The sequence below is a fragment of the Kineobactrum sediminis genome (genome assembly GCF_002868715.1).
GTDB lineage: Bacteria > Pseudomonadota > Gammaproteobacteria > Pseudomonadales > Halieaceae > Kineobactrum > Kineobactrum sediminis.
In genome coordinates, this window is the sequence record NZ_PKLZ01000002.1 from 312,054 (window position 1) to 328,524 (window position 16,471).

Genomic DNA, 16,471 nt, shown 5'->3' on the forward strand with positions numbered 1-16,471 from the left:
CAGTCGCGAAAACGCCCCTGCTGTTGATCCGGTGGGGCCGGTTTATCAGTTTGTAATGGAGCGGAGCGTTATACGGGTGATCCTGCCTGAATTATCAGGTACATAGCGACCAATGGCGGTTTCGATCCGTCTGTGCCGAGGTGAAAAGGATAAAAAAATGATCGTACTTCGTCCGGCCGGGGGCAAAAGATGAGTATTTTTGCCGAACGGAATTACACTGCTTGTGGGAAAGCGGTGCTGTTTGTTCTCGGTATTTCCCTGCCGTGGCCATTTATTGCCACGGTGTTCGCCGAGCCGGCAACATCCCTGCGGGTAGGTGTGTACACCAACCCTCCCAAGATACAGCTCGACAACAAACAGCTGTCGGGAATTTTTGGCGAGCTCCTGCGCGAGATTGCCACGCGTGAAAACTGGGCACTGGAGCCCGTCGCCTGCAGCTGGAATACCTGTCTCACGCTATTGGAAGAGGGGCATATTGACCTGATGCCGGATGTTGCCAAAACCCAGGCACGTGAGCAGGATTTCTCATTTCACCAAACCCCCGTGCTGCGCAGCTGGTCTCAGCTCTACAGCTCTTCCAAAGCCCGGGTGAGCAGTCTGCTCGACCTCGATCGTTTGCGTATCGCGGTTCTTGATGGGTCGGTGCAACAGGAATACCTGGGCGACCTGGTGGCCGGTTTTGGTCTGGACGTGGCCTGGTTACCTACGGTGTCTTTTGAAGATGGTTTTACCGCTGTCGAGAACGGGCACGCCGACGTTGTTGCCGCCAATTATCTGTTCGGGGACAGGCGTGCAAGCGATCTTGGCTTGTCTGTGACACCCATTATGTTCCAGCCATCGAGATTGTATTTTGCAGGTCGCCCGAATCTCGACCCGCAGATACTGGCAACAATAGACCGTTATCTGGATCGCTGGATGGCCACCAGTGCTTCACCTTATGGCGATATCATGCGCCGCTGGGGAGTGCATGCACAACAGGCGACGGTGCCAATGTGGGTTTATTGGGCTGCCCCTGTTGCCCTTGGAATACTGGTTCTGGCGCTGGGCTTTGCTATTTTTCAGCACCGGCGGACGGCCAGGGCCACGTCAATACTGAACCTTTCCGAACAGCGGTTCGACACGATACTCAACGGCATTGACGCCTATGTGTATACCAAGGATACACACTTTCGTTACCAGTACCTGAATGAACGGCTGTGCGAATTGCTTGGTGTCAGTAAAGAGGACGTTCTGGGGCAGACGGACGAAGTGCTGTTTGATGAAAACTCCTGTCGCCGGATGCGTGCACACGATGCCCGTGTGCTGGAACGGGGCGAGCGTGTATCCGGTGAGGAGGTCAACACCACCCGGCTGGGTGCCAAGCGAACGTTCATGTCCATCAAGATCCCCCTGCGCGACGCCGAGGGAAATATATACGGCATCTGCGGCGTCTCCACCGACATAACCGAGCAGCAGCGCATTCGCGAGCAGCTCGACTACGCGCAATACTATGACGGCTTAACCGGCCTTGCCAACCGCAAGATGCTGCTGGATCGTCTGGACCACGCGGTAGCCGGTTATTCCCGGACCGGTTTCGAGGGCGCTGTACTGGCTCTGGACCTGAACGATTTCACTATGGTGAATGACACCCTGGGCCATGGGGTTGGCGATGATTTATTGAAACTGGTGGCAATGCGCGCCAGCAGTTGCCTGTCTGAGAGCGATAGTGCTGCGCGCCTGGGTGCGGACGATTTTGTCATTATTCTTGAAAACCTGAGCGATGATCGGGAGGCGGCGGTAATGCACGCCCGCTATCGGGCGGAGGAGCTGCTTGAAGCCATATCCCTGCCCTGCGAGCTTGATGGCAATACGCTAAGCACCAGTGTCAGCATTGGCGTGACCCTGTTTTCAGATGGAGACCCGGAGCAGGTCAGCTCGCTGCTGCGTAATGCTGACCTGGCCCTGGTAGAAGCCAAACGGCAGGATACAGGCGCCGTTCGCTTTTTTGACCCGACGATGCAGGATCACGTGACCCGGCGTATGGATATTGAGGCTGCCCTGCGCCGCGCGCTTGGCATGAATAGCCTGGAGCTTTATCTGCAGCCACAGGTGAATGCACAATGCGAGGTGGTGGGCGGCGAGATTCTTCTCCGATGGAATGACCCGGTGTTGGGCGTTATGTCGCCCGACGAATTTATTCCCGTTGCGGAAAGCACGGGTCTGATAATTCCCTTGGGTAGTTGGGTATTGCGGGAGGCCTGTAAAATTCTCCAGGAGTGGCAGGCCAGTCCCCTACTGGCCAACCTCTCGCTGGCAGTTAATATCAGCCCGCGACAATTTCGCCATGCCGAGTTTGTACAGCACGTTGAGCAGTGCATCAGCGAATTTGATTTGCGGGGAGAGCTTATCGAGCTTGAGATCACAGAGGGCATGCTGATTGACGATTTCAGCAATATCGTGGTCCGGATGGAGGAACTGCAGGCAATGGGCGTACGGTTTTCCCTTGATGATTTCGGCACCGGATATGCCTCGCTGTCCTATCTCAAGCGACTGTCCCTGTTCCAGTTGAAGATTGACCAGTCCTTTACCCGGGACCTGCTGACCGACCCCAACGACGAGGCAATTGTTACCGCGACCTTGAGTCTGGGTAGCAGCCTTGGTCTGGAGGTGATTGCCGAGGGTGTGGAAACCTCAGCACAGATGCAGCGTCTCACAGAGATGGGTTGCCAAAAATTCCAGGGTTATTACATCGGCCGCCCGCAGCCCGTCGAGGAATGGCAGTCGCGGTTGCGGGACTCACTCAGCCTGAAACAGGACCAGGAGGTCTCCTAGACAGGCACCTTGGCCGGTGCCCCGGCTATTTCGCGTACCAGCTTCGGCAGCAAATAGCCCGGCAGTACGGTACTGATCTCCCGATGCAGTGCTTTCGCCCGGCTTTCATCCACATCAAAGTGAGCGGCTCCCGCCACCTTATCCAGTAGGTGCAAATAGTAGGGCAGTGCGCCCGCCAGGAACAACCGTTCACTCAGGGCTGCCAGCACAGCCGCATTGTCATTAATGCCTGCCAGCAACACGGACTGGTTCAGCAGGACCATGCCTGTCTTGCGAATACGCCCAAATGCTGCGGCAACCTCCTCATCGATCTCATTGGCATGATTGCTGTGTACCACCATGACCGTGGCGAGCCTGCTGTCGGTCAGGGCTTCCAGCAGTGAGTCGGTTACTCTCTGGGGGATGATCACGGGCAGGCGGGTATGGATGCGCAGGCGGGTGACATGCGGTATGGCCGCCAGCTGGCCAACCAGCTCCGCCAGCTGGCGGTCACTCGCGACCAGGGGGTCACCGCCGCTGAAGATCACTTCACTGATGCTGTCGTCCGCGGCTATGTATTGCAGTGCCGCCGGCCACTCGCTGCGGCTGTTCTGGTTATCACTGTAGGGGAAGTGGCGCCTGAAGCAGTAGCGGCAATGAATGGCGCAACTGCCGGTGACCAGCAGTAGCAAGCGGCCGTGGTACTTGTGGATAATGCCGGGTTGGGGGTTTGCGGTGCCGGTTTCGCCAATCGGGTCTGGCCCGAACCCGCTGCTTGCCAGCAGTTCCTGCCGTCCGGCCAGCACCTGCAGCAACAGCGGGTCGGCCGGGTCGCCAATAACCATCCTTCGCATGAAGTCACGTGGCACCCGTAGCGGAAAGTCGCTCGCTGCCTGCGGGCTCCAGCCCACCTGTTCGGGCTGCAGTTGCAGATAGTCGAGCAAGGTGTCCGCGGAGGTCACCAGGTCGCGCAGCGCGGCTCGCCAGTCCGCCTCTGGGGGCGCCGGCGCAAGAGCAATAATATCCGGCATCAGGTGGTTTTATCCGAGACGATCACGAAGGCTGTAGAATAACATACCTGCTACCAACCCGGGCCAGCGCAGTAGCGTCCCGCCGGGAAAGCGATGGGAAGGGACCGTGGCCATCACGTCAAACCGCTCTGCCGAACCACTGATAACCTCCGCCAGCAGTTTTCCAGCCAGGGTCGCGGTGGGCACACCGTGGCCCGAGTAGCCATGCGCATAAAAGACCTGTGGTGACAGGCGGCCGAAGTCCGGCATGCGGTTCATGGTGATAGCCAGGGTGCCACCCCAGCCATAGTCGATGCGCGTCTCGGCAAGCTCGGGGTAGATCCGCAGCATGTATTTGCGCACAAAACCCGGGATATCCGCGGGGAAGCGTCGGCTGTAGGATTCCCCGCCGCCAAACAACAGGCGATTGTCAGCTGACAACTTCCAGTAGTTGATGACAAACAGCGAATCCGACATCGAGGTGTCATCCCGGATCAGTTGCCGCGCCAGGGTTTCAGGCAATGGTTCGGTGGCCAGCATGTAATTATTGATGGGCATGATACGGCCAGCGGTACGCGACTCCAGTTTTTCCAGGTAGCCATTGCAGGCCAGTACCAGAAAGCGGGCGCGTATGGTTCCGCGGCCCGTATTCACGTTAACCCGGGTGCCTTCCCGATAGCTGGTTACCCGGCTCCCCTCGTGGAGGGTGGCGCCGAGTTCGACTGCGGCGCGAGCCAGGCCAAGGGCGTAGTTGAGGGGGTGCAGGTGGTACGCCCCACTATCCAGGGCACCGCCATGAAAGCCGCGCCCCGAGGTCATGGTAGCAACCTCGTCCTGTTCGACATAGCGCACCTGGTCGTAGTTGTAGACGGTGTTCAGGTGTTCGACTTCCTCGCGCAGCTCGCCGGCATCGCCGGCTTTGGAAGCGAGGTGCAGGTTGCCGGTCTTCAGTTCGCAGTCGATTCCGTGCTGGTCGATCAGTTCGCAGACAGTGGTCACTGCCTCCAACCCGAGTTGCCACAGGGCTTTCGCATGCTCATGGCCAACCGACTTTTCCAGCTGCTGCTGGCTGACCCGTTGGCCGGTGCCCACGTGGCCACCGTTGCGCCCCGAAGCGCCCCAACCGATCTTGTTTGCTTCCAGCAGGATGACACTATAGCCGCGCTTACGTAAATGAATCGCGGTGGAGAGGCCGGTGTAGCCACCGCCGATAATACAGACATCCGCGCTGGCGTTCCCCTCCAGGGCAGGAAAATCCGGTGCCGGCGCCGCGGTTGCAGCGTACCAGGAATCTACGTGGGCTTGGTTTTGCATGGTGGTCATTATAGCGCCTGACTTGTGCCGCGCCGCATAACACGTTAGGGGTACCCCCCTTGCGGCTGTATTTGAAGTACTGCGATACTGGTACTTTCCATCTCACGGCTACTTTATGTCAACCGATACTCAAATCATTCACGACTGGCTCAAGAAACACAAAATTTCGGAAGTCGAATGTCTTGTGCCCGATATGACGGGCAACGCCCGCGGCAAATTTATCCCGGCGCAGCAATTTCTGCTCCAGGGTGATCCCAAACTCCCTGAAAGCATCATGATCCAGACCGTGACGGGCGAGTACTCGGACTATCACTACGATTTTGTCGAGCCCACCGATGCCGATATGCTGCTGAAGCCGGACCCCGCTACCTTGCGCGTGGTGCCCTGGGCCCGGGAGCCCACAGCGCAGATCATTCACGACTGTTTCAAGATGAACGGCGAACGACATCCGCTGTCCACTCGCAACGTATTGCGCAATATTCTCGATCTGTATGCCGCCGAGGGCCTGCAACCGGTGGTGGCGCCGGAAGTGGAATTTTACCTGGTAGCCAAGAATGCAGACCCTGACTACGAGTTGATGCCTCCCAAGGGACGTTCCGGCCGACGCGAGTCGGCACGGCTGTCGTACAGCATCGATGCGGTCGCGGAGTTCGAGGATTTCGTTGAGGATATGTACGGCTACGCCGACAAGCAGAATCTGCAGGTAGACACGTTGATTCACGAAAATGGCGCCGCGCAGATGGAAATCAACTTCCTCCACGGCGATGCGCTGAGCCTGGCCGACCAGGTCTTTGTGTTCAAGCGCACGGTGCGTGAGACGGCGCTTAAACATGGTATGTACGCCACTTTCATGGCCAAGCCGATGAAGCGCGAGCCCGGCAGTGCCATGCACATTCACCAGAGCCTGCTGGACGTAAAGACCGGGGAAAATATTTTTGCCGACAAGGACGGCAAGCATACCCCGCGATTTTTGTCCTATATCGCCGGTCTGCAACGCTACACCCCTGAGCTGATCAGCCTGTATGCACCCAATGTAAACTCCTATCGTCGACTGGCGCCGGAAATCGCCGCGCCCATCAACCTGAACTGGGGCATTGATAACCGTACCACGGCGTTCCGTGTGCCTTGGGGGCCACCGGCCGCCACCCGTATCGAAAATCGCTTTCCCGGGGCCGATGCCAACCCCTACCTGGCGTTTGCCGCTACCCTGGCCAGTGGTTACCTGGGTATGAAGCAGGGCCTCATACCCACGGAGCCCCACCAGGGCACCGCCAACGAGGAAGATGTTGAGGTGGCGCGGACCCTGGAAGAGGGTCTGCGTAACCTGCATAACACACCCGAGTTGCAGGATATGATCGGCGACCTGTTCCTGCGGGCCTACGCCGCTGTAAAACTTGATGAATTTGAAGAATTCAACCGTGTTATCAGTTCCTGGGAGCGGGAGCATCTGCTGTTGCAAGTATAAAGAGGACTGATTCCTATGGTGGGCAGTAGTACCGTTTTTGGCAGTTACAGGCGCTATCATCTGTTCACCGCCATTAAATACCTCACCTACCTGCTGTTGGGTATCAATGTTTACCTGTTTTTGCAGGAAGAGCTGCTCACGCTGGCGCACATGCGTGGGGAGGTGACTGCCGGACAATTGGTACAGGTGTTTTCTGCCACCATTGATACCGGTGCCTGGGTTATCCTGTTATTGCTGTTCGAACTCGAAACCTCGGTACTTGACGACAGCCGGATTCACGGCCCGGTGCGCTGGGCCCTGCATGGCATTCGTGGCCTGTGCTATGTCGTCATTTGCTACGCGTTCATCGGCTATGGTGCGGAGCTTGTTTCGCTCTATCAAGTGGTTCCTTTCACCGGCCCGGATCCCTGTACCCTGACCGGCGGACAGTGGTCGATAATGCTGAACCTTGATGATTTTGCCGTGCTCGATGCCAGTAACTGTGCCGCCCTGGGTTCGGAGGTCTATCAGCTGGAGGGCGTCAGGGTGCTGACCAGCGCCGACAGCCTGCGCACAGCACAGTGGCTGGCCTGGACAGATGTCATCAATGCCGGTATCTGGATCCTGGTGGTGATAGTGCTGGAGGTGGAAGTGCGCCTGCAGTTGCGGGACCAGCTTACCGGGCAGGTCCTGAGGATCAACAAATACCTGAAACTGGTGCTGTATGCCCTGTTGTTTCTTGCGGCGGCCTACTGGGGGGTGGCGGGCGACCTGCTCGATTTCTGGGATGCGGCACTCTGGCTGTTTGCCTTTATCTTTATCGAGCTGAATGTATTTGAATGGCAGTATGAGGCGGCGCGGGAGGGGACGACCGCATGAGTAACGCCGGCCTGGTGAAAGTGGCCAGGCCGGCTATTTGTCAGAGCGTTTCTTCCAGACCGATGTGTTCTATGCGCGGATAGGGGCGCCACTGAAAGACCTGTTGGTGATTGCAAATCATGCAACGGTGATCGATATTCCCCGTTTTGGGATCCATATCGCCACACGGCGCCATCATGCCCTTACCGCAGGCATCACAGACATAACTGACCTCGACCGGCCTTACTTCACGTTTTAATTCTGGCATTTATCAAAGCTTCCTGGGGATTAAGGGGCCATGCTAGCGCGACAGCCGTCGCAGTAGAAGGGGCGGAGCCCCCGGCAGGGCTAGAAATCCCCCAGCTCCAGATCATAACAGCCCAACTCTTCGCGCAGCCGGCGCTGTTCCAGGCGTTGTTCCGTACGCCGTCTTTTTTCCGCCAGGCGCTGTTTATCGCTTGATGGGGGCAGCAACCCATCAAGGTCATCGTCCAGGCCATCTGCCAGAACCGGTTCAAACATGTCGTCCAGGGAGTCGTTGGCCGAGGTTTCTTGCGTACGTTGAGTCATAAATCACCTCCTGATGATTTACAGCCTTGATTTCGGCGCAATATCACTCAGGAATTACAGCGAGTAAACACATTTTTTAGAAATTTATACCAAATATTTTTTACCGTCACCAAACCTGCGCAAGAATACTTTGGTAATTGGTGGCCCGCGCCCCTTCCCTGGGCTCCGTGCGTCCTCGCTACATCCTTGTAGTTCGCCATCCCTGGCGCGATCATGTGCAAACGGGCCACCCGTACAGGAGAAAGCAAAAGCTGTGCCAGTGATCAGGGCCCGGCTTTGTCAGCGGGAGCCGGGTCCCGGTAATGTCCAGTGTCTGCCGCGGACATGTCCGGACACGTCTTGCGGCCGATAGGGCGTTGCAGCTGCGTGTAAATGTCCAGTGCGACCTGTTGGGGGTCACGATGGCTCGATTCAACGATAATATCGGCAAAGCGCTCGTAAAGCGGGGTGCGTTCGTGAAAAACGTCGGCGTAACCCATTCCGGCGCCACTGGCGATGCCTCTTGGCGGAGCAGCCGCTACGCGACGGCTCAGGGTGTCGAGGTCTACCTTGAGATAGATTACCGGTCCTGCCCCGCGCAGCCGCTGCATGACGGCGTCGCTATAGACTACGCTGCCTCCCGTGGCGATTACACTGTTTTCAAGCGGGACCGATAGCAGGATATCCTGCTCAATTGCGCGCAGTGCCAGATGGCCGCGGCTATCTATGATTTCCTGCAAAGTGGCGCCGGCCGCCACCTGAATTGCGAGGTCGGTGTCGTTAAAGGCCAGTCCGGCGAGCTTCGCCAGCAATACGCCCACGGTGCTCTTGCCTGCACCGGGCATACCTATGAGGCTGATGGTGTTATAGCGCGGGGGTAAATCCGCCACGATGGGTCTCCTTGGCTTAATGGTCAGTGGGCCCAGGCCCGCTGTGCACGAAATTGCTGTGACAGGTAATCCATCTGGTCGGCGAGCACCCGCTCCCTGGCAAGAAAGTGCCACTCCCAGGTATTGGGCCGGAACGGCACCGCCAGCAGCGGCATACCGGCTTCTTCCGGAGTCCGGTTGTCTTTCTGCCAGTTGCAGCGGCGACAGGCCGCCACCACATTCTCCCAGCGGTCACTGCCGCCGCGGGAAGTGGGCAGGACGTGATCGCGGGTAAGCTCCCGACGCCCGTACTGGTGGCCGCAATACAGACAGCGATGATCATCCCGGCGAAACAGGGTGGCATTGCACAGGGGCAGGCTGAAACGCGACCTTACCCGGCCTTCCAGGGCGATGATGGGCTGCAGATCTATGCGTGAGCGTTTGCCGGTGAGGCGCTGGATACCGCCGAGGAAAGGCGGCAAGGGCCTGCCAACACCGTAGACAACGTCGCCCCTGGCATAGGCGGAAATAGCTTCCTGGGCGCTTATCCAGCCACGCGGCTGGCCTGCTACGTCCAGTTTCAGGATATTTTGCATGGATCGCTACCTCGTGGGCATCTCCAGACGCTACTGCAAAATGATAACAGGCGCAATCGCGCCCGGTTAGACGTCGTTCGTCAAATAACAGTCCAGCTGTGTTCGGCCAGGATCTTGCCGGCGCTGACAACGCGGCCGTTGAAATGCTGTCCGGCAAGGATCTCGCCGACGCCGGCCGGGGTTCCGGTCATGATGATGTCACCATCTTCCAGGGTCATGAAGGACGCGAGCTCCTCGACAATGGCCGCCGGTTTGTACATCATCAGTTCCACGCCGCCCTGCTGGCGTAACTCCCCGTCAATTCGTAGCTCCATTGTCAGGCCGTCAATGGGTACCGTGAGCGGTACGAAATTGCTGCACAGCGCAGCGCCGTCAAAGCCCTTGGCGCGTTCCCACGGCAGTCCCTTGCTCTTCAATCGCGACTGCAGCGCGCGTTTGGTCAGGTCAAGGCCGAAACCTACGCCCGCAAGCTTGCCTTCCTTCACGATGAAAGCAATCTCTCCCTCGTAGTGGAGCGCCTCATCGCGCTCGGCATACAGCGTGGAGCCCAGGGCCGAGTTGGGTTTCAGGAATACCACCATTTGCTCGGGCACTTCATTCCCCAGTTCTTCAATATGGGCAACATAGTTGCGACCGATACAGACGATCTTGGAAGGTGTGACCGTATGCTGGGCAAATGACACAGTCTGCATAAGCTGTATTCCCGGGATCAATGGTAGGGCCAGAGGTATTGTAGCGAATGCCGGCAATAACGGTATAGCGTTGGCGGCGGCCTATTGCAGTTGTACAGACCGCTGATTTTGCTTAACGTGGCGGCTCTTACGGTTGCGACCGGCTGCAGTTAACGGATTAAACAATGAATGAATGGACCGAGCTGATACCGTTGGCGGGCGCCATGCTGGCAACAGGGGTGCTGGCCGGGCTTCTCGCCGGTCTGCTCGGTGTTGGCGGGGGAATTGTTATCGTCCCGGTGCTGGAGGCCGCGCTGGGTGGTCTTGGCGTAGACCCGGCCATTCGTATGCACATTGCGGTTGCCACGTCCCTGGCCACCATCATACTGACCTCGGTGATGTCCGCCCGGGCCCACCATTCCCGGGGTGCGGTGGATTTTGTGGCGGCCCGCGCGTGGGGTCTGTATATCCTGTTCGGCGCGATTCTTGGCGCTGTGCTGGCGTCGCGCCTGCACAGCAGTGTACTGGCACTGATTTTCGGGACCGTTGCCGTGCTGATGGCGCTGCGGATGCTGCTGTTTGGTGGTCGCGCCCCCGGCCCTGCCCGGGCGATGCCGATGGGCGTTCTGGCACGACTGGTACCGCTGGGTATTGGTGGACTGTCAAGCATGATGGGAATTGGCGGTGGTACCTTCAGTGTCCCGGTGCTGACCTTGCTGGGCCAGCCCATTCACCGCGCCGTGGGTACTTCCGCATTCTTTGGCCTGTTGATCAGCCTGCCGGGCGCCATAGCCTTTGGCCTGGCGGGCTGGGGCGACCCGCGGTTACCGCCTGGTAGTGTGGGTTTTGTGAATCTGGCCGGACTTGCGTTTATTGCCCCGATGACCATGCTGGCTGCACCCTGGGGGGCGCGGCTTGCCCATCACCTGAACGCGCGCCAGCTCAACCTGGCGTTCGGCCTGTTCCTGTTGATTGTTGCGCTGCGGATGTTGTACCGGGCGCTTTAGCGCAACAACAACAGGGTGATATCGCTGTGGCTGAGCATGCGGGTGGTATTGCTGCCAACAAAGAACTGGCGGATACGCGAATGGCCCCAGGCACCCATGACCATGAGGTCAATACCCTGTTCACGGTGATAAGCACCCAGCGCTGCCTGCACCTCGCCCTCCACGGTTGCCGTAGTCACCTCAAATCCGGCCGCGGTCAGTGAATCCCGGGCCTGCCCTATCTGGCGGGTCTGCTCGGCGGATACCGGTCCCACCGTTACCAGATGGCAGGGCAGCCCGGTCAACAGGGGGCTGTTGGCTACAAGGTTAAGCGCCTTGCTGGCGGTGGCACTGCCATCATAGGCAATCATGAAACGTTTTGGCTCGATAAACTCCCGCATCACCACCAGGATTGGCCGGTGTACGCTGCGCACCACGCTTTCAAGATGGGAACCGATGGCCTCGGCTTCGGCGGGATGGCTTTCGCCCAGTCGCCCCATTACCAGCAGTCGGGTGTCTTCTTCCAGTTCGCGCAGGGTCTCCACCAGGTCGCCGTGCCGCTGTCGGCGGGTGATGGTTGTTGCTCCCTCGGCCAGGGCCAGGGCCTCCGCGTCCTCAAGCAGATGCTTGCCATGCTCAAACGCCAGTTTCTCCCGGCGCTCGTCGAGGACCGTGAGTTCTTCCAGCAGCAGTTCCCTGCTGCCCAGGCCAATAGCGCCGGACAGGTCATGGACCGCCGGCGCCACTGGTCGCTCCAGTACATGCAGTAACATCAGCTGTGTTGCCAGGCGCTTGCTGGCCCAGGCGCTGGCGGCGGTGACGCAACGGGAACTGGCGGAACCATCAATACAGGCGACGACATTATTCATCATTGTTCTCCCCGGACTAGTGCCCGGCCATGAGTTTTTCTATTTCGTCGGGCTTGTCGTGCACCCCAAAGCGATCGACGATGGTGCTGCTGGCTTCGTTCATACCGATTAGCTCCACCTCCGCGCCCTCGCGGCGAAACTTGATAACCACTTTATCCAGGGCCGACACTGCCGTGATATCCCAGAAATGCGCACCGGATACATCGATAGTGACACGCTCCAGGGCCTCTTTGAAGTCAAATGCACCAACAAATCCTTCGGCGGTGGCGAAGAATACCTGGCCGACCACCGTGTACACGCGATGGCCGTCACCCTCGTCTGCGGACTTGACCAGCATGAAGCGGCTGATCTTGTTGGCAAAGAACAGTGCCGCCAGCAACACCCCAACCATTACGCCCAGGGCCAGGTTGTGGGTGCCCACCACGACGACCACGGTGGACAACATGACGATACTGGATGACAGGGGATGATGTTTGAGATTACGCAGGGAGTCCCAGGAAAAGGTACCGATTGCGACCATGATCATTACCGCCACGAGGGCGGCCATGGGTATCTGCTTGAGCCAGTCCCCCAGGAAGACCACCATGACCAGCAGGAATGCACCCGCGGCAAAGCACGACAGGCGCCCGCGGCCGCCGGATTTTATATTGATTACGGACTGCCCGATCATGGCGCAGCCGGCCATGCCGCCGAGCAGGCCGGCACCGATATTGGCGATGCCCTGGCCCTTGCACTCCCGGTTCTTGTCGCTGGTCGTATCGGTGAGATCATCGACGATCGTCGCGGTCATCATCGACTCAAGCAGGCCGACCACCGCGAGGGCCACTGCATAGGGGAAGATGATTTGCAGGGTAGTGAAATCAAGGGGCACGTCGGGCCATAAAAAGACCGGGAGCGTGTCCGGCAGGTCGCCCATATCACCCACGGTACGAATATCGATTTGCAGTACAATCGCGACCGCGGTCAGCGCCAGGATACAGACCAGTGGCGAGGGTATCAGCTTGCCTATCATCGGCAGCAAGGGAAACAGGTAGATAATGCCCAGCCCCGCGGCCGTCATGGCGTAGACATGCCAGGTGACGCCGGTGAGTTCCGGTATCTGGGCCATAAAAATCAGGATGGCCAGCGCATTGACGAAACCGGTGACCACCGAACGTGAAACGAATCGCATCAGGCCGCCCAGGCGCAGATAGCCGGCGGCTATCTGCAGCACCCCCGTGAGCAGAGTGGCGGCCAGGAGGTATTCCAGCCCATGCTCCCTGACCAGGGTGATCATCAACAATGCCATGGCACCGGTAGCGGCGGAGATCATGCCGGGCCGGCCGCCGGTGAAGGCGATCACCACCGCAATACAAAAAGAGGCATAGAGGCCGACTTTTGGGTCAACCCCCGCAATAATCGAAAAGGCGATAGCCTCGGGAATCAATGCCAGGGCGACCACCAGCCCGGCCAGCAGGTCGCCGCGGATATTTCCCAGCCAGTCCTGTTTCAGTGTGTTTATCATCGTTTGGTTCACCAATAGCGGAGTCTTGGGAGCGTCGAGCTGGAAAGGCCGGAAAAAGCAGAGTGAGCGCCACATTGGGCCGGGTAGTGCGGGTACCGTCGACTGCAGACAGGCGCAGTATTATCCACGAATACGATGGGAGCCGCCAGCCCGATGCGAAAAACACCGGAATCGGGGTGCTACCGAAGGTTCCGCCCTTCAGTAATCTGCGTGGACAATAGCTGCAGCTGTTGTTGTACCTGGTCCAGCTGGTGGGCAATGCGGTCGCGCTCATCGTGCGCAGCCTTTGCCTGCCGCGCATTGTTCTCGGCACTCATCACCTCGAGAATGGTGCCGACCATCATGTTGAGGAAGATGAACGCAGTCAGGAAAATGAACGAAAGATAGTAGGCCCAGCTCAGCGGGTAGAGTTCCATGGTGGCGTACATGACATCGGTCCAGTCCTCGAATGTGGCCACCCGAAACAGGGTCAGCATGGAGATGGCGACATCGCCCCACAGCTCCTCGTCGACCGGGGCAAAGAGCATTGAGCCGATAGCTCCGTAAATGTAGAAAATGATGAACATCAGCAGGGCGATATAGCCCATCCGCGGAATGGCCTTGAGCAGCGAGTTGATCAGGAAGCGCAGTTCCGGCAGCACCGATACCAGGCGCAACACCCGGAATACGCGCAGCAGGCGGCCCAGTAATACGGCTTCGGCACTGTCCAGGGGAATCAGGCTGCCGACTACCACGATGGTATCGAACAGGTTCCAGCCATCGAGGAAAAAGCGTTTTTTATATTCGCAGGCCGTAAAACGAAACAGGATTTCCACCAGGAAGAATACGGTAATACCGGTGTCCAGAATCCCCAGGGTTTGCTCGACCCAGGGGGATAACTCATAGGTTTTTGCGCCGATTGCCAGCGCCGACAACAGTATGATGGCGATCACGGCGCCCTGGAAAATCCGGCTCGATTCTATCCGGCGTAATATTCCAAAGCCGGTGGAAGAGCGAAATGTGGCATTCATGTAAGTCGGGGCTCCTGCCCGGAGAACAAAGGCAGTGAATATTAGTCACAGGGAGCCCTGTTGAACAGGGCTCCCTGTAGCAGTATTTGATGCCAGCTTGTTTTTTTACCGCTGTGACAGTGCTGCCGCTGTGGGTAGTCACCATCATTCTGTACGCTATACTGCGGGTTGGGGCACTGCGGGTGTCGATCAGATCTGGACTTGGGGGTAGGTAGACATGCACCAATTGAGCGGGCTGGATGCCACATTTCTCTATGCGGAAGTGAACAATTCACCGATGCACATTGCGCCATTGACGATTTATGATCCGTCCACCACCGGTACTGATGTGGTGCGATTCAAGGATATCCTGCAGACCTTTGCCAACCGCCTGCATCGCTCCCCGGTATTCAAGCGCAAGCTGGCGATGGTGCCGCTGAACCTCGACCAGCCGTATTGGGTTGAAGACGAGAACTTTGACCTGGAATTTCACGTTCGCCATATCGCATTGCCGAAACCCGGCGACTGGCGCCAGCTTTGTATTCTGGTCGCACGGCTTCACGCCAGGCCGCTGGACCGGGCGCGGCCGCTGTGGGAAGCCTATGTGATAGAGGGCCTGGACAATGTGGCTGGCCTGCCCAAGGGCTGTTTCGCCATGTTCCTCAAAATCCACCATGCGGCCATCGACGGCGCCTCCGGTGTCGAGATTATTTCAGCGATCCACGATCTCACTCCGGTACCGCCTCCGCCAAGAGAGGAAGCACCGCCACCCATGGACCGCGGCCCGGGTAACCTGGAGATGCTGTGGCGCGCCTACAAGGCCAATCTGCGTGCACCGTTGCAACTGGCCAGGCTGGTAACCCAGGGTATTCCCGCCTGGCGTCGGGTCCATGCGGGGGTCAAGGCGAAAAAATTCCGCACCCTGGGTGAAAAAGAGCGAACCCGCTTCAATGCGGCGATATCGCCGCACCGGGTATTTGGCGCGGCGGACTTTGACCTGGCGCTGGTGCGCCAGATGAAAGAAGCGGCAACCGGTGCAACCGTCAACGATGTCATTCTGAGTATCGTTGGTGGCGCGCTCAGATTATATCTCCTGGACAAGCAGGAGCTGCCCGAGCGCAGTCTGGTCGCCGGTGCGCCGGTGAATGTGCGCCCGCAGACCGATACCGGTTCCGCGGGTAACCAGGTGTCGATGATGAGCATCGCCCTGCGCACCGATATTACCGATCCCCTTGCGAGGCTGCAGGCGGTGCATGACGAAGCGGTAGGTTCCAAGGCCTATCACCAGGCCGTCGGCGCCCGGCTGATGACCGATATGACCCAGAGTCTGCCGGCGGAGCTGGCAGCGCTCGCTGTACGCGCGGCCCTGGGCTCCGGCCTGATGGCCGGGATGAAACCGATCTTTAATACCATCGTGACCAATGTACCTGGCCCCCAGGTGCCACTGTATATGGGCGGTGCGAAAGTCGTGCGCAGTTATGGCCTGGGGCCCTGCGCGGACAACCTGGGGTTGTTCCATGCAGTGACCAGTTACAATGGCCAGATCGCAATAGCCTTCCAGGCCTGCCGGCAAATGATGCCCGATCCGGGTTTTTATGAGCAGTGCCTGTACGATGCCTACAAGGCATTGCAGCAGGCGGTGGGGATACAGCTGCAGCCGAAGACCAGGGTTAAAACGAAGACGAAAACAAAGATCAAGACAAAGACCGGCACAAGGGCCACGACCAAGGCAAGGGCCAAGACACAGGCCAAGACAAAATCCCGCGCGAAATCCGGAGGGAAAGAGTCCGGCGCCCCACAGGCCGGTACTACCCCAAAGGCCAAGCCTGTGCCGAAGCCGGCTCGTTCTAAAACGGGAACCCGATCTTCCGCGGTCCGCCCAAAGCGAACGACATCGCAGTAGCGCTGGCTCCGTTCAGTCGTTGGCAGGCGTTCCCTGATGAGATGGGGTGGCGATGTCGCGTTTGGTCATACGCCAGGGTTTGCCCTCGCAAACAGGATAATCACTGCAATCGGCAGTAC

The 16,471-nt window shown here is 58.6% G+C and carries 15 protein-coding genes; 5 read left to right on the plus strand and 10 right to left on the minus strand.

Annotated features, from left to right (window positions below; translation table 11 throughout):
* Positions 1-189: 189 nt before the first annotated feature.
* Positions 190-2,811, plus strand: coding sequence for an EAL domain-containing protein (locus CWI75_RS04990; RefSeq protein ID WP_101520383.1), 2,622 nt, complete (start codon positions 190-192; stop codon positions 2,809-2,811).
* On the opposite strand, the gene epmB is transcribed toward CWI75_RS04990, so the two are convergent.
* Positions 2,808-3,824 carry an EF-P beta-lysylation protein EpmB gene (epmB, locus tag CWI75_RS04995; RefSeq protein WP_420913249.1) on the minus strand — a complete coding sequence of 339 codons (1,017 nt, stop codon included), beginning with the start codon at positions 3,822-3,824 and terminating at the stop codon, positions 2,808-2,810. The genes CWI75_RS04990 and epmB overlap by 4 nt on opposite strands.
* Before the next feature lie 6 nt (positions 3,825-3,830).
* Positions 3,831-5,114, minus strand: coding sequence for an NAD(P)/FAD-dependent oxidoreductase (locus CWI75_RS05000; protein ID WP_101520467.1), 1,284 nt, complete (start codon positions 5,112-5,114; stop codon positions 3,831-3,833).
* 115 nt (positions 5,115-5,229) lie between these two features.
* On the opposite strand from CWI75_RS05000, the gene CWI75_RS05005 reads away from it, so the two are divergent.
* Both CWI75_RS05005 and CWI75_RS05010 read left to right on the plus strand, forming a co-directional pair.
* Complete coding sequence (locus tag CWI75_RS05005; RefSeq protein ID WP_101520385.1) at positions 5,230-6,579, plus strand: glutamine synthetase family protein; 1,350 nt, start codon at positions 5,230-5,232, stop codon at positions 6,577-6,579.
* A gap of 15 nt (positions 6,580-6,594) precedes the next feature.
* Positions 6,595-7,437: a hypothetical protein gene (locus tag CWI75_RS05010; protein WP_101520386.1), complete on the plus strand. Its 843-nt coding sequence runs from the start codon at positions 6,595-6,597 to the stop codon at positions 7,435-7,437.
* A gap of 40 nt (positions 7,438-7,477) precedes the next feature.
* Here the strand turns inward: CWI75_RS05010 and CWI75_RS05015 are convergent, their stop codons facing one another.
* From CWI75_RS05015 to CWI75_RS05035, 5 genes are all read right to left on the minus strand, one after another.
* Positions 7,478-7,684, minus strand: a complete 207-nt coding sequence (locus tag CWI75_RS05015; protein ID WP_101520387.1) for a type II citrate synthase — start codon at positions 7,682-7,684, stop codon at positions 7,478-7,480.
* A gap of 80 nt (positions 7,685-7,764) precedes the next feature.
* Positions 7,765-7,986, minus strand: coding sequence for a PA3496 family putative envelope integrity protein (locus CWI75_RS05020; protein WP_101520388.1), 222 nt, complete (start codon positions 7,984-7,986; stop codon positions 7,765-7,767).
* Positions 7,987-8,249: 263 nt separating this feature from the next.
* The gene (locus CWI75_RS05025; protein ID WP_101520389.1) at positions 8,250-8,855 is read right to left on the minus strand and encodes a shikimate kinase; all 606 of its coding nucleotides are present in this window, start codon (positions 8,853-8,855) and stop codon (positions 8,250-8,252) included.
* 23 nt (positions 8,856-8,878) lie between these two features.
* Positions 8,879-9,430, minus strand: a complete 552-nt coding sequence (locus tag CWI75_RS05030; protein WP_101520390.1) for an HNH endonuclease — start codon at positions 9,428-9,430, stop codon at positions 8,879-8,881.
* An 80-nt stretch (positions 9,431-9,510) separates the two neighbouring features.
* Complete coding sequence (locus CWI75_RS05035) at positions 9,511-10,122, minus strand: fumarylacetoacetate hydrolase family protein (protein WP_101520391.1); 612 nt, start codon at positions 10,120-10,122, stop codon at positions 9,511-9,513.
* Between the two features lie 164 nt (positions 10,123-10,286).
* On the opposite strand from CWI75_RS05035, the gene CWI75_RS05040 reads away from it, so the two are divergent.
* Positions 10,287-11,108: a sulfite exporter TauE/SafE family protein gene (locus CWI75_RS05040; RefSeq protein WP_101520392.1), complete on the plus strand. Its 822-nt coding sequence runs from the start codon at positions 10,287-10,289 to the stop codon at positions 11,106-11,108.
* Here CWI75_RS05040 and CWI75_RS05045 read toward each other — a convergent pair.
* The 3 genes from CWI75_RS05045 to CWI75_RS05055 all read right to left on the minus strand — a co-directional run bounded on the left by CWI75_RS05045 (position 11,105) and on the right by CWI75_RS05055 (position 14,470).
* Positions 11,105-11,959 (minus strand): universal stress protein, encoded by an 855-nt coding sequence (locus tag CWI75_RS05045; RefSeq protein ID WP_241521083.1) that lies wholly within the window; start codon positions 11,957-11,959, stop codon positions 11,105-11,107. The genes CWI75_RS05040 and CWI75_RS05045 overlap by 4 nt on opposite strands.
* 13 nt (positions 11,960-11,972) lie before the next feature.
* Positions 11,973-13,460 (minus strand): SulP family inorganic anion transporter, encoded by a 1,488-nt coding sequence (locus CWI75_RS05050; protein ID WP_101520393.1) that lies wholly within the window; start codon positions 13,458-13,460, stop codon positions 11,973-11,975.
* Between the two features lie 179 nt (positions 13,461-13,639).
* On the minus strand, positions 13,640-14,470 hold the full coding sequence (locus tag CWI75_RS05055) for an ion transporter (protein ID WP_101520394.1): 831 nt from the start codon (positions 14,468-14,470) through the stop codon (positions 13,640-13,642).
* Positions 14,471-14,687: 217 nt separating this feature from the next.
* Here CWI75_RS05055 and CWI75_RS05060 point away from each other — a divergent pair, with 217 nt between their 5' ends.
* Positions 14,688-16,352, plus strand: a complete 1,665-nt coding sequence (locus CWI75_RS05060; RefSeq protein ID WP_101520395.1) for a WS/DGAT/MGAT family O-acyltransferase — start codon at positions 14,688-14,690, stop codon at positions 16,350-16,352.
* Positions 16,353-16,471 lie beyond the last annotated feature (119 nt).